The sequence below is a fragment of the Lysinibacillus sp. NPDC093712 genome, from assembly GCF_050280025.1.
Classification (GTDB): Bacteria; Bacillota; Bacilli; order Bacillales_A; family Planococcaceae; genus Lysinibacillus.
The window spans coordinates 286,239-309,072 of record NZ_JBNNUU010000002.1 but is presented as its reverse complement, the minus strand read 5'-3'; the positions used below and the strand labels follow the sequence as shown (position 1 = coordinate 309,072).

Here is a 22,834-nt window from a genome sequence, read left to right as displayed (position 1 = left end):
TGTAAAATTAAATGGTGCGATATTATCCATTGCAAAACATATGTATCATTAGTTTTTAAATTTGATTGGGATGGGCATTAGGGGTTGCACTTTCCAAAGCAAAGGGGCGAGTTTTCATGGAAATCTTCAAGTATATGGAAAAGTATGATTATGAACAATTGGTATTTTGCCAAGACGAAGCATCTGGGTTAAAAGCGATTATCGCTATCCATGACACAACACTTGGACCAGCATTAGGTGGTGCTCGTATGTGGACCTACGCGACAGAAGAGAATGCGATAGAGGATGCATTGAGACTAGCACGTGGGATGACATATAAAAATGCGGCTGCTGGTTTAAACCTTGGCGGTGGAAAAACGGTCATTATTGGGGACCCATTTAAAGATAAAAATGAAGAAATGTTCAGGGCTTTAGGGCGTTTCATTCAAGGGCTTAACGGTCGCTATATTACAGCTGAGGATGTTGGAACAACAGTAACAGATATGGATTTAATCCATGAAGAAACGAATTATGTTACAGGAATCTCACCAGCGTTCGGTTCATCAGGTAATCCGTCACCAGTAACTGCTTACGGCGTTTATCGTGGTATGAAAGCTGCTGCAAAAGAAGCATTTGGTACGGAGTCGCTAGAAGGTCGCACAATTTCGGTTCAAGGGCTGGGGAATGTTGCATACAAGCTTTGCGAGTACTTACATAACGAAGGTGCAAAACTTGTAGTAACTGATATTAATCAAGCTGCGATTGATCGTGTTGTCAATGATTTTGGTGCCAGAGCTGTTGCTCCGGAAGAAATCTATTCCCAAGAAGTTGATATTTTCTCACCTTGTGCATTAGGAGCTATTTTAAATGACGAGACAATTCCGCAATTAAAAGCAAAAGTTATCGCTGGTTCTGCTAATAACCAATTACAGGATTCACGACATGGGGATTATTTACATGAGCTAGGTATTGTCTATGCACCTGACTATGTTATTAATGCGGGTGGCGTTATAAATGTTGCTGATGAATTATACGGCTATAATCGTGAACGTGCGATGAAACGTGTAGATGGGATTTACGATAGCATTGAAAAAATCTTTGAAATTTCAAAACGAGATGGCATTCCTACTTATGTAGCAGCTAATCGTTTAGCAGAAGAACGCATTGCTCGTGTATCGAAATCGCGTAGCCAGTTTTTAAAAAATGAAAAAAATATTTTGAACGGTCGTTAACAACGTCTATTCGTTAAAAGAAGTCGCATAGTCGACTTCTTCTCTTTAAATAATGGTAAATAAAGGATTTTAAATATAAATAGTCACAAGAAAAGATAGCGCAGTAACTTCAAGTGAACGTAATAAGGTGCACCTTTCATTTCAATATTTCTATGTATAGAGATATTTGCTTGTGGCGATACAGCTATTTCCTCGATGGATTTCACTGTCACACATGTTTGGATAGAGGGGCTTTAGCACTTTTCTCATAAGGAGGAATAAAATATGGCTCAAAATTATGATGTTGTTATTTTAGGAGGAGGGACAGGAGGCTACGTAGCAGCAATTCGTGCAGCACAATTAGGCTTAAAAACAGCTATTGTGGAACGTGAACGACTTGGTGGTACCTGTCTACATAAAGGCTGTATTCCTAGTAAGGCGTTACTTCGCAGTGCAGAAGTGTATCGTATGGCCAATAAAACAGCGAGTGAATTTGGAGTAGACATTTCAGGAGTTACATTGCAATTCAATAAAGTGCAAGCCCGTAAGCAAGCCATTGTAGAGCAATTAAGCCAAGGTGTGAATACACTGATGAAAAAAGGCAAGATTGATGTATATGAAGGAACGGGAAGAATTTTAGGTCCATCTATTTTCTCACCAATGCCAGGTACGATTTCTGTAGAGATGCTTAATGGGGAAGAAAATGAAATGCTTGTTCCGACTAATGTTGTCGTTGCAACAGGTTCGAAACCTAGAGGAATGGCAGGGTTAACAGTGGATGGCAAATACGTCATGAATTCTGATCACGCTTTGCAAATGGAGGAATTGCCAACGTCATTACTGATTGTCGGTGGCGGTGTAATCGGTATTGAGTGGGCATCGATGCTTTGTGATTTTGGGGTGTCTGTAACTGTAGTTGAATATGGCCCATCAATTTTACCAGCAGAAGATGCTGATGTTGTAAAAGAAGTGACAAAACAACTTGAAAGTCGTGGCGTACGCATTGTAACGAATGCACGCTTAGATTCAGATACATTCAAAATAGAAAATGATAACGTTTTCATTTCTGCTAAGCTTCAGGATAAGGAAGAAAGTTTCGTGGCTGATAAATTGTTGCTGTGTGTAGGACGTGAAGCAAATATCCATGGTATTGGTTTAGAAAACACAGATATTGAAATAGACAACGGTTTTATCAAAGTAGGCGATTCTTATCAAACGAAGGAATCACATATGTATGCCATTGGAGATGTTATAGGCGGTTTACAGTTAGCACATGTTGCGTCTCATGAAGGTTTGTCTGCTATTGAACATATTGCGACTGGGAAAATAGCGCCGCTAGATGTTTTGAAGGTACCGAAATGTGTTTATTCCTTCCCCGAAGTAGCTAGTATTGGTTTAACGGAAAGTGCTGCCCGTGAGCAAGGATATGCATTAAAAGTAGGCAAATTCCCATTTAAAGCTATAGGTAAAGCACTTGTCAATGGAGATTCAGATGGCTTTGTAAAAATAATAGCAGATGAAGAAACAGATGATATTTTGGGTATTCATATGGTAGGACCGCATGTAACGGATTTAATTGGAGAAGCGTCATTAGCAAAATTATTAGACGCAACTCCTTGGGAAATTAGTCAAGCAATCCATCCACACCCATCACTCAATGAAGTATTAGTAGAATCTGCCCTAGCTGTTGATAAGCGGGCTATTCATTTTTAACTTAAATAGAGCAGCTGTCATCCACTTCTAGTAGTGGGCGATGCAGGCAAACATACTTGAATTCAATAGGGGCACAAATCCCTGTTGATCCAAGTGAACAGTCACGGATTGTGTCGCAGATTTTATAGAGAAGCTTTTCGAGTAGGCTCGAAAAAATCGGACCCAATGATGCCGAGGCGAGAAAATACTGTCATAAATTAAATACTAGAGTTGCTTGTGCAAGTATTGCAGGCGCTTTAGCATTTTTTCTAATGCGAAAGGGGTGTTCATATGCAAGACGTTCAAATAAAACATGAAGATTTAGGTTTATCGACTGAAGATGTCCTTGCTATGTTCGAAACGATGTTAATGGCAAGAAGACTAGATGAGCGCATGTGGCTATTAAACCGTTCAGGTAAAATTCCATTTGTTATTTCTTGTCAAGGACAGGAGGCTGCTCAAGTTGGAGCAGCATTTGCATTAAATAAGGATATAGATTATATTGCACCGTATTACCGAGATATGGGTGTTGTATTGCATTTTGGAATGACGCCAAAAGAGTTAATGTTATCCGCATTTGCAAAGGCTGAAGACCCGAATTCGGGCGGTCGCCAAATGCCAGGACACTTCGGACAAAAGAAAAATCGTATTTTGACTGGTTCTTCGCCAGTGACAACACAAGTTCCACATGCTGTAGGTGTGGCGCTTGCAGGACGTTTGCAAAAAGAGGATTTCATTACCTTTGTCACATTAGGAGAAGGCTCTTCCAACCAAGGTGATTTTCATGAAGGGGCGAATTTTGCAGGTGTGCATAAGTTGCCAGTAATCATAATGGTAGAAAATAATCAATATGCAATTTCAGTACCAGTAGAACGTCAGTTAGGTTGTGCAAAAGTTTCCGATCGTGGTATTGGCTATGGTATGCCAGGAGTAACAGTTGATGGTAAATGTCCATTACAGGTTTATAAGGTTGTTAAAGAGGCAGCAGAACGTGCTCGTAGCGGTGCTGGTCCAAGTCTAATAGAAACGGTGACATTCCGTTTAACTGCCCATTCTTCAGATGATGATGATCGTCAATATCGAACAGCTGAAGATATTGCAGAAGGCAAAGCGAAGGATCCGATTGTATCATTCGAGAAATATTTACAAGATGCTGGAATTATGACTGAATCTCTTCGAAATGAAATAGAAGAGCGTGTCATGGCTGAGGTGAATGAAGCGACGGATTATGCAGAAGCAGCTCCGTATGCCCAAGCAGAGGATGCCTTGAAATACGTATATGCACCAGTGGACGGAGGTGACGTGTAATGGCAGTTATGTCTTATATTGATGCGATTACATTAGCGATGAAGGAAGAAATGGAACGAGACGACCGCGTTTTCATCTTAGGAGAAGATGTGGGACGAAAAGGTGGCGTTTTTAAAGCAACTACTGGTCTTTACGAGCAGTTTGGTGAGTATCGTGTGTTAGATACACCACTTGCTGAAAGTGCTATTGCAGGGGTCGGTATTGGTGCGGCAATGTATGGGATGCGCCCAATTGCTGAAATGCAGTTTGCAGATTTTATTATGCCGGCTGTGAACCAAATCGTATCCGAGGCTGCGAAAATCCGTTATCGTTCTAATAATGACTGGACTTGTCCTATTGTAGTGCGTGCTCCTTTCGGCGGTGGAATTCACGGCGCACTGTATCATTCACAATCGGTTGAAGCACTTTTTGCTGGTACGCCAGGGTTGAAAATTGTCATTCCTTCTACACCATATGATGCAAAAGGATTGTTAAAAGCAGCGATTCGAGATGAAGATCCGGTATTATTTTTTGAACATAAGCGTGCGTATCGACTAATTAAGGGTGAAGTCCCATTAGACGATTATACATTACCAATAGGCAAAGCAGATGTTAAACGCGAAGGTGAAGACGTTACAGTGATAACGTATGGTTTAGCAGTTCATTTCGCTTTACAAGCAGCAGAGCGTTTAGCAGCAGATGGTATTTCAACGCATATTTTGGATTTACGTACAGTGTATCCGTTAGATAAAGAAGCAATCATTGAAGCGGCAAGTAAAACAGGTAAAGTATTACTAGTTACAGAAGATAACAAAGAAGGTAGCATTATTAGTGAGGTAGCAGCTATTATTGCAGAGAATTGCTTATTTGATCTTGATGCGCCTATTCAACGATTAGCTGGTCCAGATGTACCTGCGATGCCATATGCACCGACGATGGAAAAGTTTTTCATGATAAATCCTGAAAAAGTAGAACGTGCTTTGAGAGATTTAGCTGCTTTTTAACTTAGACAAATGAATCTCCTATATCTTGGAGATAAATACTTAATTGTAATTGTAATCTCTTTTTGAGTAAGCGTTAGGGGCGCTTACTCAAAAAAAGCTAAAGCCTCCGGCGGTTGTCATAGATTTTAAACTAGCTTGCTTTGTAAACGCAAAATCTTGGCTAAGGTTACTACCGAGGCGTAATTGATGGGAGGAATAGATAATGGCGATTCAAAACATTACGATGCCACAGCTCGGTGAAAGCGTAACAGAAGGTACAATCGAAAAATGGCTCGTGCAACCAGGTGATACAGTAAAAAAATATGATCCATTAGCAGAAGTTGTGACAGATAAAGTAAATGCAGAAATCCCATCCTCTTTTGAAGGGGTAATTACAGAGCTACTTGCTGAGGAAGGGCAGACGTTACCTGTTGGAGCGGTTGTTTGTTCAATCGAAATAGCAGGTGACAGTGAGTTACCTGAAGCTCCACCTGCGAAAAAATCAACAGTAAGTTCAGCTATTCTCAATGCTGGTATTCAGAAAAAACAAGAGACGCCAAAGGAAACTACTGTTGCAATTTCATCAGAAAAACCAGTAAGACAGCAAAAAGCGCGCTACTCACCAGCCGTACTTAGACTAGCACAAGAGCATGATATTGCACTCGAGCAAGTTGTTGGTACAGGAGAGGGTGGCCGTATTACAAGAAAAGACCTTCAACAATTAATTGATGCTGGCAATGTACCGACGACAACAGATGCACCATCTTCTGAGCCAGTTGCCGCTGCTAGTAACGAACAAGTCACTACACCAGAAACAGCTGCAAAACCAGGAGTATCTGTGCAAGAGACACAAGCGGGTGATATTGAAATACCGGTTACAAATGTGCGCCGTGCCATTGCTAATAACATGGTGCGTAGTGCTCAAGAAGTGCCACATGCATGGATGATGATGGAAGTTGATGTAACGGAATTAGTTGCTTACCGAGATAGCATTAAGACGGAATTTAAACAAAAAGAAGGGTTTAATATTACCTACTTTGCGTTCTTTGTTAAGGCTGTTGCACAAGCACTTAAAGAGTTCCCAATGATGAATTCTATGTGGGCAGGAGATAAAATTATCCAAAAGCATGACATAAATATTTCCATTGCGGTAGCAACAGATGATGCACTTTTTGTCCCTGTTATAAAACACGCTGATGAAAAATCAATTAAAGGGATTGCTAAAGAGATTCATGAGCTTGCTCAAAAAGTTCGCACAGGCAAACTAACAATGGACAATATTAAAGGTGGTACGTTTACGGTTAATAATACGGGTGCTTTCGGCTCTATGCAGTCAATGGGCATTATTAATTATCCGCAAGCTGCTATTTTGCAAGTGGAAAGTATTGTAAAAAAACCAGTCGTTTTACCTGGCGGAATGTTTGCTGCACGCGATATCGTAAATTTATGTTTATCTTTAGATCATCGCGTACTAGATGGATTAGTTTGTGGTAAATTCCTAAATAGAGTAAAAGAAATACTCGAAAATACAAATAAATCTTCGACGTCAGTCTACTGATGACTTGTCGGAAACCTGTTGTATAACGGTTTCCGATTTTTTTTTGCTTTTCGAGTAGCAAATTGTCATGTAGAATAACAAATAGAAACTACTAAGGGGGGAAGCTGATTAAGCGTCCGCATGTCAAACAACATGAAAAATATTGAATTTGAAAAGCCGTCCTATTCAGAATGGCAAGATGCAGCAATCAAAGCTTTAAAGGGAAAACCATTCGAGTCTCTTTTAACGAAAACAAATGAGGGTGTTACGTTAGAACCTCTTTACACGCAAGAAAGTTTAGTAGCAAAACTAGGAGATGAGCTAGATAAACAAGTTGCCACAATCCGTTCCCTACAAAATAGCGAAGTATTTCGTGTGGCACAGCAAGTGTATGCAGAAACAAGTGAAGCATTCTTCGCACAGCTTGATGATAGCTTAGCCCGTGGTAATGAGGTTGTAACAGTTGATAGTCGTGTAAACTTTGAATGGACCAAAGAAATATTGGCACAATTAGCTACTTATTTCTCTGAATATTCGTTTAAAATGACAGTGAAAAATGAAAATGACCCATTATTGGCAGTATTCGACAACATTCCGACTGAACAACGTGAAGATGTAAACGGCTTCATTTTTTCTAACAATCCAATCAAGCTTGTAGGATTGCCAAATGTACGTACGTTAAGTGCAGACACAGTCGTTTTTCATAATGAAGGCGCCAATGCTGTGCAAGAATTAGCATATGCACTTGCTATTGCAGCAAAATATGCAGAGCAAGAAGAAAGCTTTGAAGCTTTTGCACAAAAATTTTATGTTTCATTTGCCATCGATACGCAATTCTTCACAGAAATCGCTAAACTGCGTGCTTTTAAAGTACTTTGGAAAGCGTTCTCATCAGCTTATGGTGTGACAGAAAACGTGAAAATTCCAACGCTTGCTGAAACTTCACTTCGAAGCTTCTCGAAATTGGATGTTTACGTAAATTTACTTCGCGCTGCAAATGAAGCACTTTCTGGATTAATTGGCGGAGCGGATGTCTTTACAGTTCACCCACATGATGCATTAACGAAACCGACAGAACAATCTGTACGTATTGCACGCAATGTATCTTTAGTATTAAAAGAAGAAACAAATGTGTTAAAAATTACAGATCCCGCTGGTGGTTCATACTTTATTGAATCATTAACAGCTGATTTCGTAAAAGAAGCTTGGGCATTATTTTTAGAAATTGAGGCTGCTGGTGGTATCGACGCTTATACTGCTTCAGGTAAATTAGCTGAAGAGTTAGAAGCATCTTACCAAGCGCGCATTAAAGCTGCACAAACACGCAAACAATCAGTTATTGGTACAAACATTTATGCAAATCCTGCAGATGTACTTGATAGCGAAACAAACCCACTATTTGCAAATATTAAGCGCATTACTATTCCGTTCGAGCAACTGCGTGCACAAATGACTGCAGCCAATGTAAAAACTGGCATCTTAGCATTAGGTTCACTAAAAAGCTCAAAACCTCGGGCTGATTTTGTGTCTGGTTTCTTAAACACTGTTGGTCTTGTACCAGAAAAAAGCGAACCAGCTGTATCAGCTGAGGAAGCGCTTGCTTGGTTAAAAGCAACAGACGCAAAATATGTTGTAATCGCAGGTAATGATGATGCTACAAAAGATATGATTCCAGCGATTTTAGCTGAAAAACCAGCACACGTTATTGTCGACGTTGCAGGTAAATTTAAAGACGAAGAAGAAGCTTGGTTAGCAAATGGCTTAAACGGCTTTATTTTCGCAGGACAGAACATCATTGAAAAATTAAATTCGGTGTTCGCTAGCATGAAGGAGGTCCAACGATGAGCAAGCCAAATTTTAGTGCGATTGAAATCGAAAAAGTATTAACATCTGAAGCTCCTGCTGCTTCAGATGAAAAATTCCTGACAAATGAAGGTATTGAAATTAAAGATATATATACAAAAGATGATATTAAAGATGTAAAACACTTAGATGATGTTGCTGGTATTGCACCAAATACACGTGGACCATACCCTACTATGTATGTAGCTCGTCCTTGGACAGTTCGTCAGTATGCAGGATTCTCCACTGCTGAAGAATCTAATGCGTTTTACAAACGAAACCTTGCAATGGGTCAAAAAGGTCTTTCAGTAGCCTTTGACTTAGCAACACACCGTGGCTACGATTCTGATCATCCACGCGTAACAGGTGATGTTGGTAAAGCAGGGGTAGCGATTGACTCAGTAGAAGATATGAAAATTTTATTTGATCAAATTCCTTTAGATCAAATGTCTGTGTCAATGACGATGAATGGTGCCGTACTACCGGTACTTGCGTTCTATATCGTTGCGGCTGAAGAACAAGGAGTAACACCGGAACAGCTCGCTGGGACAATCCAAAATGATATTTTAAAAGAATATATGGTACGTAACACTTATATTTATCCACCAGCAATGTCGATGAAAATTATTGCAGACATCTTTGAATTTACGGCTAAATTCATGCCGAAATTTAACTCTATTTCTATCTCGGGTTACCATATACAGGAAGCGGGTGCTACAAATGACATCGAGCTTGCTTATACATTAGCGGACGGTCTTGAATATGTTCGTACTGGCTTAAAAGCTGGTATTGATATCGATGCCTTTGCACCACGTTTATCATTCTTCTGGGCTATCGGTATGAACTATTATATGGAAGTTGCGAAAATGCGTGCTGCTCGTCGTATTTGGGCACAAATGATGTCTACGTTCAATCCGAAGAACCCAAAGACTTTGGCATTACGTACACACTCTCAAACATCTGGATGGTCTTTAACAGAGCAAGATCCATTCAATAATGTAACGCGTACATTAATCGAGGCGAATGCTTCATCTATGGGGCATACGCAATCACTTCATACGAACGCACTTGACGAAGCAATTGCATTACCAACCGACTTCTCTGCACGTATTGCACGTAATACGCAACTATTCTTACAAGAAGAAACGGCTATGACAAAAGTGATTGACCCATGGGGTGGCTCGTATTATGTTGAGAAATTAACAGATGAAATCACAAAATCTGCATGGGCGTTAATCGAAGAAATTGAAGAACTTGGTGGTATGGCAAAAGCAATTGAAACGGGTCTTCCAAAAATGAAGGTTGAAGAAGCTGCGGCTAAGCGTCAAGCGAAAATCGACTCTAAAACTGAAACTATTGTTGGTGTGAACAAATATCGTCTAGAAAAAGAAGAACCTATCGATATTCTTGACATAGACAACACACTTGTTCGTCAAAAACAAATTGAGCGTTTAGATGCGATGAAAGCATCTCGTGACGAGGCAGAAGTTCAAAAACATCTTGCTCGTTTAACGAAAGCTGCACAAGATGGAGAAGAAAACTTACTTGCAATAGCGGTAGATGCTGCTCGTGCTCGTGCATCACTTGGAGAAATCTCTGATGCAATCGAAGTAGTATCTGGTCGTCATAAAGCGATCATCCGCTCAATCTCAGGCGTTTATTCTGCAAATTTCTCTGACGCAGAGCAAATTACAGAAGTAAAAAATATGACAGATGAGTTCCTTGAAAATGAAGGTCGTCGCCCTCGTATTTTAGTAGCGAAAATGGGGCAAGATGGGCATGATCGTGGTGCTAAAGTAATTGCAACAGGCTATGCTGACTTAGGATTCGATGTAGATATTTCACCACTATTCATGACACCAGAAGAAACAGCGCAAATGGCAGTTGAAAATGACGTACATTGTATCGGCGTATCGTCACTAGCAGCAGGTCACAAAACATTAGTACCTGCGTTAGTTTCTGAACTGACAAAGTTAGGTCGTGAAGATATTATCATTATCGTTGGCGGCGTTATTCCGGCACAAGATTATGAATTCCTTTACGAAGCAGGGGCAGTAGCAATCTTTGGTCCTGGTACAGTTATACCTGTTTCAGCAATTAAAATTATTGAGGAAATTTATAAACGTTTAGGTTACGAGGAAGTGTCTAAATAATGGACAAAAACAAAGAGATGCAGGAAAGTGCTCTATTTGTTATGGATGGCGTGGAGGCATCTCACGATGGTATGCAATATGGCGTACCAAAGAAATTCCGAAAGAAAAAAGCTGACAAACTTGATATACAGGAGCTTGCACGAAATGTCCGTGCGGGCTCACGTGTACAACTGTCAAAAGCAATTACGCTCATTGAAAGCTCAAATATGACACATAAGGTACAGGCTCAGGAGCTATTACAGGAGCTTTTACCGCATACAGGCAACAGCGTCCGTATTGGTATTACGGGAGTACCAGGGGCCGGGAAAAGCTCTTTCATTGAAGCTTTCGGAACGATGTTATGTGAGATGGGGAAAAAAGTAGCAGTCCTGGCAATAGACCCGAGTTCTTCTTTATCAGGGGGCAGCATTTTAGGTGATAAAACACGCATGGAAGAACTAGTGAAAAAGCCTAATGCATTCGTTCGCCCGTCACCGTCTGCTGGTACCCTGGGGGGTGTTCATAAAAAGACGCGTGAAACGATGCTTGTCTGTGAAGCAGCAGGGTATGATGTGATTTTAATAGAGACTGTTGGTGTTGGGCAAAGTGAAACGTACGTCCGAGGTATGGTTGATTTCTTCTTATTGTTAGTGTTAACAGGTGCAGGAGATGAACTTCAAGGCATGAAAAAGGGCATTATGGAATTAGCGGATGCAATTGTTGTGCATAAGGCTGATGGTGATAATGTGCGACTAGCGAAAAAAACAGTATCCGAATACAAGCAAATTTTGCATTTCCTTCAACCTGCAACGCCAGGATGGATGTCTACTGCTATGCCAGTTAGTTCGTGGGAAAAAAAAGGACTAGACAAAGTATGGAATACGATCGGTGACTTTAGACAAACTGTAGAAGCGAATAATTACTGGTCTATTCGCCGTCAAAATCAAACGAAAGATTGGTTCCAATCAATGATTACTGATCATCTAATCGATGCATTTTATGGGGATCCAAACCGTAAAGAACAGGTGCAGTTACTAGAGCGCCAAATTCTTAATGGGCAATTGACGGTAACGCAAGGTGTAGATCGTTTATTTAGCGATGAGCAAGCACAGAAATAATGTACGCTTTTATATGAGCATGTAGGTGCACAAAACTATCACTTACTGCTATGATAGGAGATGTATGAGCGCTATCTAAAGCATACAAAGCTTAAAGACGAGCGCGAAATTGAAAGGAGCTATCGCTTTATGAATATGGATTACGATTTATTTATGCAAGAAATTTTAAAAACAGCACGTGCAGAAATTGAGGCTGCAGGTTATGAGCAATTACGCACACCAGAAGCTGTTGAAGAGGCGTTTGCTCGTCCAGGTATCACATTAGTTATGGTAAATTCAGTATGTGGCTGTGCGGGAGGCATTGCTCGACCAGCAGCAGCTCAATGCGTGCATTACGATAAACGACCAGATCATTTAGTTACTGTATTTGCAGGTCAAGATAAAGAAGCTACAGCAGCTGCTCGTTATCACTTCGGTGAAGACCACCTACCATCTTCTCCATCATTTGTTCTTTTAAAAGATGGACAAGTAGTAGCGGAAGTTGGCCGTTATGAAATTGAAGGCCATGATCCAATGTCAGTCGTGACAAACTTACAAGCAAATTTTGAAGAATATTGTGAAGAGCTTTAATATTTTTCAATAATCTCCATACCTATGCATGGTGAGATAAAAATAGGGTTTAGCTTTTATTCATTTGGCTAGAGTGACTTGTGCACTTTAGTCAAATCCTTTTGGAATTTTTGTAATATTGGCTAAATAAATGTCTTGCTGACTAAAAATTTTTATTAGATAAGATAAGCTTCTAATGAATAACTATTCGTTATGAAAGTTGCAGGATGGGAGGCAGTCGACTTGAAGAAATTTTCAATCGGCTATCGTACATTAAAAACAGCAATCGGGGCAGCTATTGCCATTGCGATTGCGCAGTATTTTGAATTGGCTTCTTATGCTTCAGCTGGTATTCTAACGATCCTATGTGTGCAGCCAACAAAGAAAAAATCACTTCATGCTGCTTATACCCGCTTTGTCGCAAGCATAGTTGGTATGCTGTATGCATTTTTAAGCTTTGAGCTATTTTCTTATCACCCGCTAACTTTGGCTGGAATGCTTGTATTGTTTATACCGACTATTGTGTCGTTAAAGGTAGCAGATGGTTTTGTATCAAGTGCGGTCATTATTATGCATATATACGCTGCTAAGGGCTTTTCGTTAGCACTTGTTACTAATGAGTTTGCTTTGATGGCTATCGGTTATGGTACTGGAATAGCGATAAATATGTATATGCCGGACATTCAAAAGGAATTAAATTACTATAGAGTTAAAATAGAGGAACTATACAGCAAGATTTTTTTAGAAATTGCCAGCTATTTAAGACAAGGCGATACATTGTGGGATGGGCAGGAAATTATTCAAGCTATCAAAACGTTGAATGATGCCAAATCATTAGCTTTTAAAGATGTTGAAAATCATTTTACTCGAAGACAAAATGATTACTATGTATATTTTGATATGCGTGAACAACAGCTTGAAATAATTGAACGAGTACTCCCGAAAATAACTGCACTACCTGTTATAGTACAAGAGGCTGAAATCGTTGCGGACTTCCTACAAGATCTTGGAGAGCATGTCCATTCAGGAAATACTGCAGGTCATTTTAGGGAGAAATTAGAGCTAGCAAAGAGAGATTTTGCCGAATTACCGTTACCGACAAATCATCAAGAGTTTGTTGCTCAGGCTGCGCTCTATCAATTCATTGAAGAAATGGATCGTTATTTAGAGATAAAGCAATCATTCAAGGGTTTAAAGGTAAAAGGAAAGCGCCCACAGTAGTGTGGACGCTTCGCACTTTCTTAAACTAGCATTGATAAACCAAATGCAAGAGATGAGATGATCATAATTGCAATCATAGTATAAACAACGATTTTCTGAAATTTTTTATTACTCATATGCTCGTTCGCTCCTTCTTTTCTTATAAATAGTTTAGCAAATCTGAAAAATTTCTCAAGTAGTAGAGTTTTGACAAAAAAATCTGTAAAATAGGGTATGTACCATAACAGAAGGAGATGTCACCATGGAGAAAGTAGACCATATTGGGATTGCAGTGCGCGATCTTGATGAACGCATTACATATTATACAGAAACTTTAGGTTTAAAGTTACTGAAAGTGGAAGATGTTGAATCTCAGCAAGTTCGTGTTGCATTTATCGACGCTGGCAACGTGAAACTAGAATTACTAGAACCGATGAGCGAAAAAAGTACTATTCACGGATTCATCGAAAAGCGTGGGGAAGGTATTCACCATGTTGCTTTCGGTGTAACAGGAATTCGTGAGCGTATGGCAGAACTTCGTGAAAAAGGTGTGCGCCTTTTATCAGAAGAGCCAGGACCAGGTGCTGGTGGTGCGGAGGTTGCTTTCTTGCATCCTAAATCATCTTTCGGTGTGCTATATGAATTATGTGATAAAAGTGGAAAAGGGGAAAAGTGATTAGTATGGATATGTTCGATAAAATTAATGACTTATATGATCGTAAGACGGTAATTGAGCTTGGCGGTGGCTATGAACGCATCGAAAAGCAACATGAAAAAGGTAAGCTAACTGCTCGTGAGCGTATTGAATTATTACTAGACGAAGGTACGTTTTTCGAAATTAACCCATTCATTACACACCGTACAGTAGATTTCGGGATGGACAAAATGGAAGGTCCTGGCGACGGCGTAGTAACGGGTTTTGGTAAAATTAACGGACGTCCAGTTTACTTATTCTCTCAAGATTTCACTGTATTTGGTGGAGCACTTGGTGAAATGCACGCTAAAAAAATGGCGACAGTAATGGATCTTGCTGCTAAAAATGGCACGCCGTTCATCGGCATTAACGATTCAGGCGGCGCACGTATTCAAGAGGGTGTACTTTCTCTAGATGGTTACGGACATATCTTCTACCGTAATGCGATTTACTCTGGTGTTATTCCGCAAATCTCAGTAATTATGGGGCCTTGTGCAGGTGGAGCAGTTTATTCTCCGGCTATCACAGACTTTATCCTAATGGTTGATAAAACATCTCAAATGTTCATTACTGGACCAAAAGTTATTGAAACAGTAACAGGTGAAAAAATCTCTGCTGAAGACCTTGGTGGCTCTAAAGTGAATAATGCAGTAAGTGGTAACGCTCACTTCCGTGCACCATCTGAAGAAGCAGCCATTGATCAAATTAAACAATTATTAAGTTACTTACCACAAAACAATAAAGAAAAAGCACCTCGTCAAGCACGTCCTGAAGGTGACGATTACCGTCCAGAAATCGTGGATACTGTTCCAATCGAAACAACTCGCCCATACGATGTGCGTAAAGTAGTGGAACAAGTAGTAGATGAAGGTTCATTCATGGAAGTTCACGCTGAATTTGCGAAAAATGTAGTCGTAGGCTTTGCGCGTATTGCAGGTGAATCAGTAGGGCTTGTATGTAACCAACCTAAAGTTTTAGCTGGTGGTCTTGATATCGATTCTTCTGATAAGGCAGCTCGCTTCATCCGTACTTGTGATGCATACAATGTACCAATTATCACATTTGAAGACGTTTCTGGATTCTTCCCAGGCGTAAAACAAGAGCACGGTGGAATTATCCGTCACGGTGCTAAAATTCTTTATGCATATTCAGAAGCAACTGTACCAAAAATTACAGTAATTTTACGTAAAGCATATGGTGGTGCCTACGTTGCACTTAACTCTAAATCAATTGGCGCTGACCTAGTGTTCTCTTGGCCAAATGCTGAGATTGCTGTAATGGGTGCAGCGGGTGCGGCAAATATTATCTTCGCGCGTGAAATTGCGAAGTCTGAAGATCCAGAAGCAACGCGTGCTGCGAAAATTGAAGAGTACAAAGAGAAATTTGCCAATCCTTACGTGGCAGCATCTCGTGGTATGGTGGATGATGTTATCGATCCACGCGATACACGTATTAAACTTATCCAAGCTTTAGATATGCTGTCAAACAAACACGAAACACGTCCAGAGAAAAAACACGGAAACATTCCGCTTTAATAGTGGACAAACCCAGGAGCCATTTGGTTGCTGGGTTTTTGTATGAATGATAAAACAATAGTCAAAAAAAGAAATTTATAAAATGGCAGATAATTGAAACATTTCTTTCGCTCATCCGTACAAATACATAAGAGGAGTTGAGATGAATGGAATGGCAACATTTACAGACTGAGCAGGAAAAACTTCAAGGACAGCTAAGAAATGCTAATCGATTAAGAGAGCAAAGGTTTTTAATTGAAGGACAAATCGAGCATGCACAGCAGGAAATTAATAAGCATTCTATTGAACACAATCAAATTCGTATGAAACTTGATAAGCTAGAAGGTTTTTCGTTTATGAATATGATTCGTACATGGACTGGACAACAAGACGAGTTGCGTGCAGAAAAAGTCGATGAGGCAGCCATTTTGGAATTAAAAATCAATGAAGCGAAAAAAATGCTGAAAGATTTAACAATTGATTTTGAGCAGGTTAATCAAAAGCTCAAGCAAATTAATAAAAAACAACTTCAAGAAGCATTAGACATACTACATATAAAAAAGAAAAGTTATCTCCAATTACATGAACCCGAAGTCGCTCAGAAAATAGAACAGCTTGCAAATGAAGAGCTTATAACGAAGCAGTTAATTTCCGAAATAAAAGAAGCGGAGGATGCGGGTGACATTGCGCTTACTAAACTTGGGCAGGCTGCTGCATCACTGCACTCAGCGAGTGGGTATTCGACATGGGATACGTTTTTTGGCGGTGGGCTTATCGCCACACATTTAAAGCATGATGCGCTTGATAAAACCGAAAGCTACCTTCATAATGCACAAATTGCCTTGCAACGATTTCATAATGAATTACTTGATGTACAAGATATGTCTACTAAATCTTTGCAAGTTGAAACAGATGGCTTCGTAAAATTTGCAGATTATTTCTTTGATGATATTTTTTCAGCTTGGTCAGTCCATTCAAAAATTTCTACGGCAAGAGAACAAGTATCACGTGTACAGGATGATGTACATAATACAATAAGACGTTTACAGGAAAAACATAGTAAAGCACTTGAATATTTGGAAACTTTACAAACAGAGAAGAAAGTAATATTACAACTATAAAAAAGCCTGTGGAAAGAGTGACGCATACTCTTTTCACAGGTTTTTAGTGATTTATCATACAAATTAAAGAAGTTACTACTAGCGTATTATTCCAACTCTTCAGTCAATGTGCTAAACTAATACATATATTATGACGTGGAAAAACACGTAAATCAAGGGAGTTTTACAACATGACAAGTCGTTTAGTAGAAGAGTTTTTTGAGCTCGTACAAATCGATTCAGAGACAAAACACGAACAGCTTATTGCACCAGTTCTAATTGAAAAATTAACAGCACTTGGTTTTTCTGTAGTGCAAGATGATGCACATACGCGCAATGGTCACGGTGCTGGAAATATTATCGCGACATTAAAAGGTTCTTTAAATATAGAGCCAATCTATTTCACTTCCCATATGGATACGGTTGTACCAGGGAAAGGTATTAAACCTTCTCTTCGGGAAGATGGCTATATCGTTTCTGACGGCACAACGATTTTAGGTGCTGACGATAAAGCGGGTCTAGCAGCTATGTTTGAAATGGCAAAACGTTTAAAAGAGCAACAAATTGAACATGGTGATATCCAGTTCATCATTACTGCAGGAGAAGAGAGTGGTCTAGTAGGAGCGAAAGAATTGAATCCTACTGCTATTATCGCAAAATACGGCTTTGCAGTGGACAGTGATGGCAAAGTTGGTGGAATCGTGACAGCAGCGCCGTTCCAAGCGAAAATTTTCTCGAAAATTATCGGTAAAACAGCGCATGCAGGTGTTGCTCCTGAGAAAGGGGTATCCGCAATTACTGTTGCTTCAAAATGTATTGCACAAATGAAGCTTGGGCGATTGGATGAAGAAACAACAGCAAATATTGGCCGCTTTGAAGGTGGGCAAGCTACAAACATCGTGTGCGATGAAGTGAATATTTTAGCAGAAGCACGTTCAATTGATAAGACGAAGCTAGATGCCCAAACAAAGCATATGCAAGATACATTTGAGCAAGTTGCAGCTTCAATGGGTGCACGTGCTGAAGTAGAAGTAAAACTAATGTATCCAGGCTTCCGTGTAACAGAGTCAGATAAAGTCGTACAGATAGCTATGGCGGCAGCGCGTAATATTGACAGAACACCTCAATTAGGTATCTCTGGTGGCGGCTCTGATGCGAATATTATTGCAGGTTTTGGTATCCCTACGGTGAACCTATCAGTTGGGTATGAAGATATTCATACAACAAATGAAAAGATTCCTGTAGAAGAATTAGAAAAGCTGGCAGATTTGTTAGTTGAAATCGTTAAAGAAACAGCTAAACACGAGCGCTAAAATAGAAGGAAGTGACCTCATGGAAAGTGTAAAGGCAGTAGTATTTGCATGTGGTACAGAGGAATATGCTGTACCGGTGGAGCAAGCAATATCCATTGAAAAATTAGAGCAAGTAACCCCGATTCCGCATTTACCAAATTATTTACTAGGTTTTACTAGAAATCGAGGAGAACTTATTCCGGTATTAGATTTTGAACGTATTCTCTATAACCGTACGTCAAATGCACCGACAGCGCGTGTTATTGTGTTAAATACAGATGTAGTGAACTACGGGCTGCTCGTGACAGAAGCTAGGGAAATTCTCGATTTAGATGAATCTGTTTTAAAGCAAATGGGTCTTGTAAATTATTCAAAAACACGCTATTTTACAGCAGTGGCGAATTTAGAAAATCGTATGATTACTTATGTAGACCCAAAAATACTCGTGAATTCCTTAGAGGGCATTCGAGAAATTATCAATTATTTACACAAAATGCTTGAGAATGAGAAAGAAAACGTAGAAGCCTAAGTAATATACGACGAAAGGCAAAAACCCCCTCCAACTAACAATGTGGAGGGGGTTTTCATTGGAATTAAGAAAGTCGACCACTATAGTCTTCAAACTTAAATTCACGAATTACTTTTATGCCTTCTTCATCGTTATAAGAAACGATAGATGGCAGGTTTACACCGTTAAACATATGATTTTTTACCATTGAGTAGTGCGCCATATCCGTGAAAACAAGGCGATCTCCTGGTTTTAATGGTTCGTCAAATGAGTAATCACCAATAACATCACCAGCAAGGCATGTAAGCCCGCCTAAGCGATACGTGTGTGCTAGCTCATTTGCTTGTCCTGAACCGATAATCATTGGACGGTAGGGCATTTCAAGCACGTCTGGCATATGACAAGTTGCAGAAGTGTCTAAAATAGCTAAGTCCATTCCGTTTTTCTGAATATCTAGAACCGTTGCTACTAGGTATCCTGTATTTAGTGCCACAGCTTCACCAGGCTCTAAATAAACAAGGAGATTGTATTTATCTTGAATATAATTAATGATATTCACTAATTTTTCAACATCATAATCTTCACGCGTGATATGGTGACCACCGCCGAAGTTTAGCCATTTCATTTGGTGTAAAACATCACCAAATTTTTCTTCGACAACTTCAATGATGCGCTCTAAAGTATCAGAGTTTTGCTCACACATCGCATGGAAGTGTAAGCCATCAATACCGTCTAGTTGAGATTTGTCGAAGTTAGCTAATGTTGTACCAAGACGAGAGTTCGTATAGCAAGGATCGTATAGTGCTGTTTCAATTTCAGAGTACTCAGGATTTACGCGAATACCGCATTCAATTGTTTTACCAGCAGCTTTTACTTTGTCCTTGTATTGAGCCCATTGGTTGAAAGAGTTAAAGACGATGTGATCCACATAGCCAAGAAGCTCGTCCATTTCATGCTCTACGTAAGCAGGTGCATAAACGTGAACTTCTTTACCCATTTTTTCATAACCAAGACGCGCTTCAAATAGAGAGCTTGATGTAATACCAGCTAAGTATTCACCAACTAAAGGGAATGTTGAATGCATCGAAAACCCTTTAAGTGCAAGTAAAATACGGCAACCAGTACGATTTTGTATAGACTTTAAAAGCTCAAGATTTTTTGTTAAAAGTCGTTCATCCACTACATAAGAAGGTGATGGAACTTTTGTGAAATCAATTGGTTTCATCGGCTATGTTCCTTCGCATCTATCTCAAGGTCAAGTAATTCTGGATTATGACTTTCTTGCCATGGAAGACCCCATTTATTTAAAGCATCCATGTATGGATCTGGATCGAATTCTTCTACGTTCCAAACGCCAGGCTTTTGCCATTGACCGTTCATTACAAGCATTGCACCAATCATTGCTGGTACGCCTGTAGTGTAAGAAATCGCTTGTGAACCAACTTCGTTATAGCACTCTTCGTGGTCACATACGTTATATACGTAGTAAGTCTTTTCCTTGCCATCTTTTAAACCACGGAAAATACAGCCGATATTTGTTTTACCTTTTGTGCGTGGTCCTAGTGATGCTGGATCTGGTAATACTGCTTTTAAGAAGTGGATTGGCTGAATCATTTGACCTTCGAATTCGATAGGTTCAATTGAAGTCATGCCTACATTTTCTAGTACTTTTAAGTGTGTTAAGTATTTTTCAGAGAATGTCATCCAGAATCGAATTTGCTTTAAACCTTTAATGTTTTTAGCAATTGATTCTAATTCTTCATGATACAGCAAGTAAATATCTTTTGGTCCAATTTCCGGTAAGTTGTAAACTTCTTTTTTCTCAAGTGGTGCTGTTTCAATCCACTCGCCTTCTTTCCAGTAACGACCATTCGCTGTAATTTCACGAATGTTGATTTCTGGATTAAAGTTTGTTGCGAAATGATAACCATGGTCACCAGCGTTGGCATCTACGATATCGATATAGTGGATTTCGTCGAATTCATGTTTTTGAGCATGCGCAGTGAAAACGCCTGTTACACCTGGATCAAATCCACTACCAAGTAGTGCAGTTAAGCCAGCTTTTTCAAACTTTTCTTTATAAGCCCATTGCCATTTATATTCAAATTTTGCCGTTTCAGGTGGCTCGTAGTTTGCAGTATCCACATAGTGCACACCTGTCGCTAAGCAAGCATCCATAATCGTTAAGTCTTGATAAGGTAACGCTACGTTAATAACAACATCTGGTCCGAAGCTTTTAATAAGCTCGATTAATTCTTCAGTATTGTCAGCGTCTACCTGTGCAGTATGAATCTTTGTTTTTCCGCCGTCTAGTTTTTCTTTTAGAGCGTCACATTTTGAAACAGTTCTGCTTGCGATACAAATTTCCTCAAATACGTCCGAATTCTGAACACACTTGTGTACCACAACACTGGCTACTCCGCCAGCTCCTATAATCAATGCTTTACCCAATTGTCTACCCCCAAGTTCATATAAAGTATTGTCAAACAAGCTGATTATACAGAAAATTGATATACTACTCAATCATTGTTTTTAAAATTCTACAAAAAAATTTTTTTTTCTACATTTATTAGGCACACTCAGGGGGGAAACCCTAAATTGTATGAGTGACTGGCACTGGAATTCACAGCGCTTTGCGTGCGCACGTTTTAAGCCACAACGCTCGTTACGCATGGCTTGATACGTCTTACGTAACGTGCGTTCTCGCTAGGTCTTAGTGGATTCTTACTTGGATATTTATAAATTGTTTGAGAATTGTGTGAGTGACTGGCACTTAAACTTGACGCTCTACGTCCCCCCATAAGTAAAAAATAATGATCAGTAGCGTACTTAATAATCCCATCACGAGGCCATAGGTGCTGAAGGCCACTTGCACTTGACTTTGCAAAGCATAAATGAAAATGGCTCCTAGTATAAGTAAATTGCCCATTATTAGTAATAACAGATGAAAACGTCGATTCATAGCAAGCCCTCCTAAAATGAAATTTACTAGCCCCAAAGATAAAGAAATTTTACTTCAATTATCTCATAATTCAGAAAAATATCCAAATAATAACTATTATCATGATGAAAAACTAGAAATAAAAATTAGACGATCGTATTTACTCCCAAACTAGCCAATTTGCTAATTATTTTGTTTCAATAATTAGCATGTCGGAAACTGAATGTTTTTGAGCAGTAACAATAGGGTGACAATATGTATATTAAAAAAACGGGTTATTCATGCATTGGTTTTCATGATAATTACTGTTTTTCTCTCTAAAGATGGTAAACTACCTATAAGACTTTTCTTTTTGTGAAGGTGAGGATTATATAGTGATAAAACAATTTAATGAACAAGTACAACAAGTAAATGAATTATTTGTAAATGGTCAAGTAAAAGAAAGCTATAATTTGGCTAAAGCATTATTAGTGGATGAATCATTTGAAGCAGATGCTTCGTTTCCAACTATTCAACAGCATGTGGCACTTTTAGAGGCAAACGGATATGGCAATATGCCAACTCCTAAGGCAGAAAAAATGAAGCAAAGTGTTGAACGTGTTGATGGATCGTATCCTGAGCGTGATGTCCTCGCCGCATATATAGGAAGTCAGGACGATGAGCAATTTGGCAAAGTAGTTGATGAACTATTAGCGGGGTCTATTGAAGCACAGGCGAATGCATACTATACAATGGCTGAATATTTTGTACTTGCAGAAGATCCTGATAAAGCGATGGTGCAATATGCGGAGGCTATTAAACTACAGCCCAATCTAGCACTTTACTGGGGAGCATTTGCACAATTTATTAACCGTCTGGAAGCGAGCCCATATTTGGCACTTCGTCTCATTGAAGAGGCGATTCAGCTAGATAGTATGAATCCTCGTTGGTACTATATTCAAGGAAATATCTTTTTCCAGCTAGTGGCATCCACAAAAAATTTAAGCTACATACCTGCATTGGAGGAAGCTTGGCAAAAAGCGCAAAAACGTTGCTCTGCTAAGCAAGTTGAGTTAAAGATTGAAATTGCTAAGTCTAAGGATCTTCTAGCTCAATGGAAGAAACAGATGTTGTAAGCAGGAAATAATTCTACACGATAAAAACCACTTCAATTTTTATGCAAAGCACGCTATGTATATTTATAAATTGTTTGAGTGACTGGCACGAAGTAATGAATAAATATAAAAAAATAAGCTATTTCTGTATTTTTATGCTA

At 39.4% G+C, this 22,834-nt stretch carries 20 protein-coding genes; 16 read left to right on the top strand and 4 right to left on the bottom strand.

Translation table 11 applies throughout. From position 1 onward, the window contains the following. Positions 1-116 precede the first annotated feature (116 nt). The 10 genes from ACQKNX_RS09010 (at position 117) to ACQKNX_RS08965 (ending at position 13,551) form a co-directional block, all read left to right on the top strand. Positions 117-1,211, top strand: a complete 1,095-nt coding sequence (locus ACQKNX_RS09010) for a Leu/Phe/Val dehydrogenase (RefSeq protein WP_340823879.1) — start codon at positions 117-119, stop codon at positions 1,209-1,211. Positions 1,212-1,475: 264 nt separating this feature from the next. After that, on the top strand, positions 1,476-2,903 hold the full coding sequence (lpdA, locus tag ACQKNX_RS09005; protein WP_427428598.1) for a dihydrolipoyl dehydrogenase: 1,428 nt from the start codon (positions 1,476-1,478) through the stop codon (positions 2,901-2,903). Between the two features lie 270 nt (positions 2,904-3,173). Continuing rightward, on the top strand, positions 3,174-4,190 hold the full coding sequence (locus tag ACQKNX_RS09000) for a thiamine pyrophosphate-dependent dehydrogenase E1 component subunit alpha (RefSeq protein WP_427428597.1): 1,017 nt from the start codon (positions 3,174-3,176) through the stop codon (positions 4,188-4,190). Further along, a complete protein-coding gene (locus ACQKNX_RS08995) occupies positions 4,190-5,173 on the top strand; it encodes an alpha-ketoacid dehydrogenase subunit beta (protein WP_401017462.1) in 984 nt (327 codons plus the stop codon). The genes ACQKNX_RS09000 and ACQKNX_RS08995 overlap by 1 nt, the downstream gene beginning before the upstream one ends. Before the next feature lie 202 nt (positions 5,174-5,375). After that, complete coding sequence (locus ACQKNX_RS08990; protein ID WP_427428596.1) at positions 5,376-6,710, top strand: dihydrolipoamide acetyltransferase family protein; 1,335 nt, start codon at positions 5,376-5,378, stop codon at positions 6,708-6,710. A 132-nt stretch (positions 6,711-6,842) separates the two neighbouring features. Beyond that, positions 6,843-8,534, top strand: a complete 1,692-nt coding sequence (locus tag ACQKNX_RS08985) for a methylmalonyl-CoA mutase family protein (protein ID WP_427428595.1) — start codon at positions 6,843-6,845, stop codon at positions 8,532-8,534. Continuing rightward, the gene (gene scpA / locus ACQKNX_RS08980) at positions 8,531-10,684 is read left to right on the top strand and encodes a methylmalonyl-CoA mutase (protein ID WP_427428594.1); all 2,154 of its coding nucleotides are present in this window, start codon (positions 8,531-8,533) and stop codon (positions 10,682-10,684) included. The genes ACQKNX_RS08985 and scpA overlap by 4 nt, the downstream gene beginning before the upstream one ends. Continuing rightward, positions 10,684-11,781, top strand: coding sequence for a methylmalonyl Co-A mutase-associated GTPase MeaB (meaB, locus tag ACQKNX_RS08975; RefSeq protein ID WP_340823890.1), 1,098 nt, complete (start codon positions 10,684-10,686; stop codon positions 11,779-11,781). The genes scpA and meaB overlap by 1 nt, the downstream gene beginning before the upstream one ends. 129 nt (positions 11,782-11,910) lie before the next feature. Continuing rightward, positions 11,911-12,351 (top strand): BrxA/BrxB family bacilliredoxin, encoded by a 441-nt coding sequence (locus ACQKNX_RS08970; RefSeq protein WP_340823892.1) that lies wholly within the window; start codon positions 11,911-11,913, stop codon positions 12,349-12,351. A gap of 192 nt (positions 12,352-12,543) precedes the next feature. Then, positions 12,544-13,551, top strand: a complete 1,008-nt coding sequence (locus tag ACQKNX_RS08965) for an aromatic acid exporter family protein (protein ID WP_427428593.1) — start codon at positions 12,544-12,546, stop codon at positions 13,549-13,551. A gap of 20 nt (positions 13,552-13,571) precedes the next feature. Here the strand turns inward: ACQKNX_RS08965 and prli42 are convergent, their stop codons facing one another. Then, complete coding sequence (prli42, locus tag ACQKNX_RS08960) at positions 13,572-13,667, bottom strand: stressosome-associated protein Prli42 (RefSeq protein ID WP_340823895.1); 96 nt, start codon at positions 13,665-13,667, stop codon at positions 13,572-13,574. 125 nt (positions 13,668-13,792) lie between these two features. On the opposite strand from prli42, the gene mce reads away from it, so the two are divergent. From mce to ACQKNX_RS08935, 5 genes are all read left to right on the top strand, one after another. After that, positions 13,793-14,206: a methylmalonyl-CoA epimerase gene (mce, locus tag ACQKNX_RS08955; RefSeq protein WP_427428592.1), complete on the top strand. Its 414-nt coding sequence runs from the start codon at positions 13,793-13,795 to the stop codon at positions 14,204-14,206. Positions 14,207-14,211: 5 nt separating this feature from the next. Then, positions 14,212-15,759 (top strand): acyl-CoA carboxylase subunit beta, encoded by a 1,548-nt coding sequence (locus ACQKNX_RS08950; protein ID WP_427428591.1) that lies wholly within the window; start codon positions 14,212-14,214, stop codon positions 15,757-15,759. Positions 15,760-15,905: 146 nt separating this feature from the next. After that, positions 15,906-16,859 (top strand): hypothetical protein, encoded by a 954-nt coding sequence (locus ACQKNX_RS08945; RefSeq protein ID WP_427428590.1) that lies wholly within the window; start codon positions 15,906-15,908, stop codon positions 16,857-16,859. Between the two features lie 170 nt (positions 16,860-17,029). Next, on the top strand, positions 17,030-18,151 hold the full coding sequence (locus ACQKNX_RS08940; protein WP_427428589.1) for a M20/M25/M40 family metallo-hydrolase: 1,122 nt from the start codon (positions 17,030-17,032) through the stop codon (positions 18,149-18,151). Positions 18,152-18,170: 19 nt separating this feature from the next. Then, a complete protein-coding gene (locus tag ACQKNX_RS08935) occupies positions 18,171-18,659 on the top strand; it encodes a chemotaxis protein CheW (protein WP_340823902.1) in 489 nt (162 codons plus the stop codon). 64 nt (positions 18,660-18,723) lie between these two features. On the opposite strand, the gene nspC is transcribed toward ACQKNX_RS08935, so the two are convergent. The 3 genes from nspC to ACQKNX_RS08920 form a co-directional block, all read right to left on the bottom strand. Further along, on the bottom strand, positions 18,724-19,863 hold the full coding sequence (gene nspC / locus ACQKNX_RS08930) for a carboxynorspermidine decarboxylase (protein WP_427428588.1): 1,140 nt from the start codon (positions 19,861-19,863) through the stop codon (positions 18,724-18,726). Then, positions 19,860-21,089, bottom strand: coding sequence for a saccharopine dehydrogenase family protein (locus tag ACQKNX_RS08925; protein WP_340823905.1), 1,230 nt, complete (start codon positions 21,087-21,089; stop codon positions 19,860-19,862). Before ACQKNX_RS08925 ends, nspC begins: the two co-directional genes overlap by 4 nt. Positions 21,090-21,411: 322 nt before the next feature. Next, positions 21,412-21,600 carry a hypothetical protein gene (locus ACQKNX_RS08920; RefSeq protein WP_401010229.1) on the bottom strand — a complete coding sequence of 63 codons (189 nt, stop codon included), beginning with the start codon at positions 21,598-21,600 and terminating at the stop codon, positions 21,412-21,414. 353 nt (positions 21,601-21,953) lie between these two features. Here ACQKNX_RS08920 and ACQKNX_RS08915 point away from each other — a divergent pair, with 353 nt between their 5' ends. Next, the gene (locus ACQKNX_RS08915) at positions 21,954-22,694 is read left to right on the top strand and encodes a tetratricopeptide repeat protein (protein ID WP_427428587.1); all 741 of its coding nucleotides are present in this window, start codon (positions 21,954-21,956) and stop codon (positions 22,692-22,694) included. Positions 22,695-22,834: the final 140 nt, after the last annotated feature.

Bases quoted from the DNA above. Each gene is read 5' to 3' on its own strand.
- ACQKNX_RS09010 (WP_340823879.1), top strand. From the start codon at position 117: ATGGAAATCTTCAAGTATATGGAAAAGTATGATTATGAACAATTGGTA.
- lpdA (WP_427428598.1), top strand. From the start codon at position 1,476: ATGGCTCAAAATTATGATGTTGTTATTTTAGGAGGAGGGACAGGAGGC.
- ACQKNX_RS09000 (WP_427428597.1), top strand. From the start codon at position 3,174: ATGCAAGACGTTCAAATAAAACATGAAGATTTAGGTTTATCGACTGAA.
- ACQKNX_RS08995 (WP_401017462.1), top strand. From the start codon at position 4,190: ATGGCAGTTATGTCTTATATTGATGCGATTACATTAGCGATGAAGGAA.
- ACQKNX_RS08990 (WP_427428596.1), top strand. From the start codon at position 5,376: ATGGCGATTCAAAACATTACGATGCCACAGCTCGGTGAAAGCGTAACA.
- ACQKNX_RS08985 (WP_427428595.1), top strand. From the start codon at position 6,843: ATGAAAAATATTGAATTTGAAAAGCCGTCCTATTCAGAATGGCAAGAT.
- scpA (WP_427428594.1), top strand. From the start codon at position 8,531: ATGAGCAAGCCAAATTTTAGTGCGATTGAAATCGAAAAAGTATTAACA.
- meaB (WP_340823890.1), top strand. From the start codon at position 10,684: ATGGACAAAAACAAAGAGATGCAGGAAAGTGCTCTATTTGTTATGGAT.
- ACQKNX_RS08970 (WP_340823892.1), top strand. From the start codon at position 11,911: ATGAATATGGATTACGATTTATTTATGCAAGAAATTTTAAAAACAGCA.
- ACQKNX_RS08965 (WP_427428593.1), top strand. From the start codon at position 12,544: ATGAAAGTTGCAGGATGGGAGGCAGTCGACTTGAAGAAATTTTCAATC.
- prli42 (WP_340823895.1), bottom strand. From the start codon at position 13,667: ATGAGTAATAAAAAATTTCAGAAAATCGTTGTTTATACTATGATTGCA.
- mce (WP_427428592.1), top strand. From the start codon at position 13,793: ATGGAGAAAGTAGACCATATTGGGATTGCAGTGCGCGATCTTGATGAA.
- ACQKNX_RS08950 (WP_427428591.1), top strand. From the start codon at position 14,212: ATGGATATGTTCGATAAAATTAATGACTTATATGATCGTAAGACGGTA.
- ACQKNX_RS08945 (WP_427428590.1), top strand. From the start codon at position 15,906: ATGGAATGGCAACATTTACAGACTGAGCAGGAAAAACTTCAAGGACAG.
- ACQKNX_RS08940 (WP_427428589.1), top strand. From the start codon at position 17,030: ATGACAAGTCGTTTAGTAGAAGAGTTTTTTGAGCTCGTACAAATCGAT.
- ACQKNX_RS08935 (WP_340823902.1), top strand. From the start codon at position 18,171: ATGGAAAGTGTAAAGGCAGTAGTATTTGCATGTGGTACAGAGGAATAT.
- nspC (WP_427428588.1), bottom strand. From the start codon at position 19,863: ATGAAACCAATTGATTTCACAAAAGTTCCATCACCTTCTTATGTAGTG.
- ACQKNX_RS08920 (WP_401010229.1), bottom strand. From the start codon at position 21,600: ATGAATCGACGTTTTCATCTGTTATTACTAATAATGGGCAATTTACTT.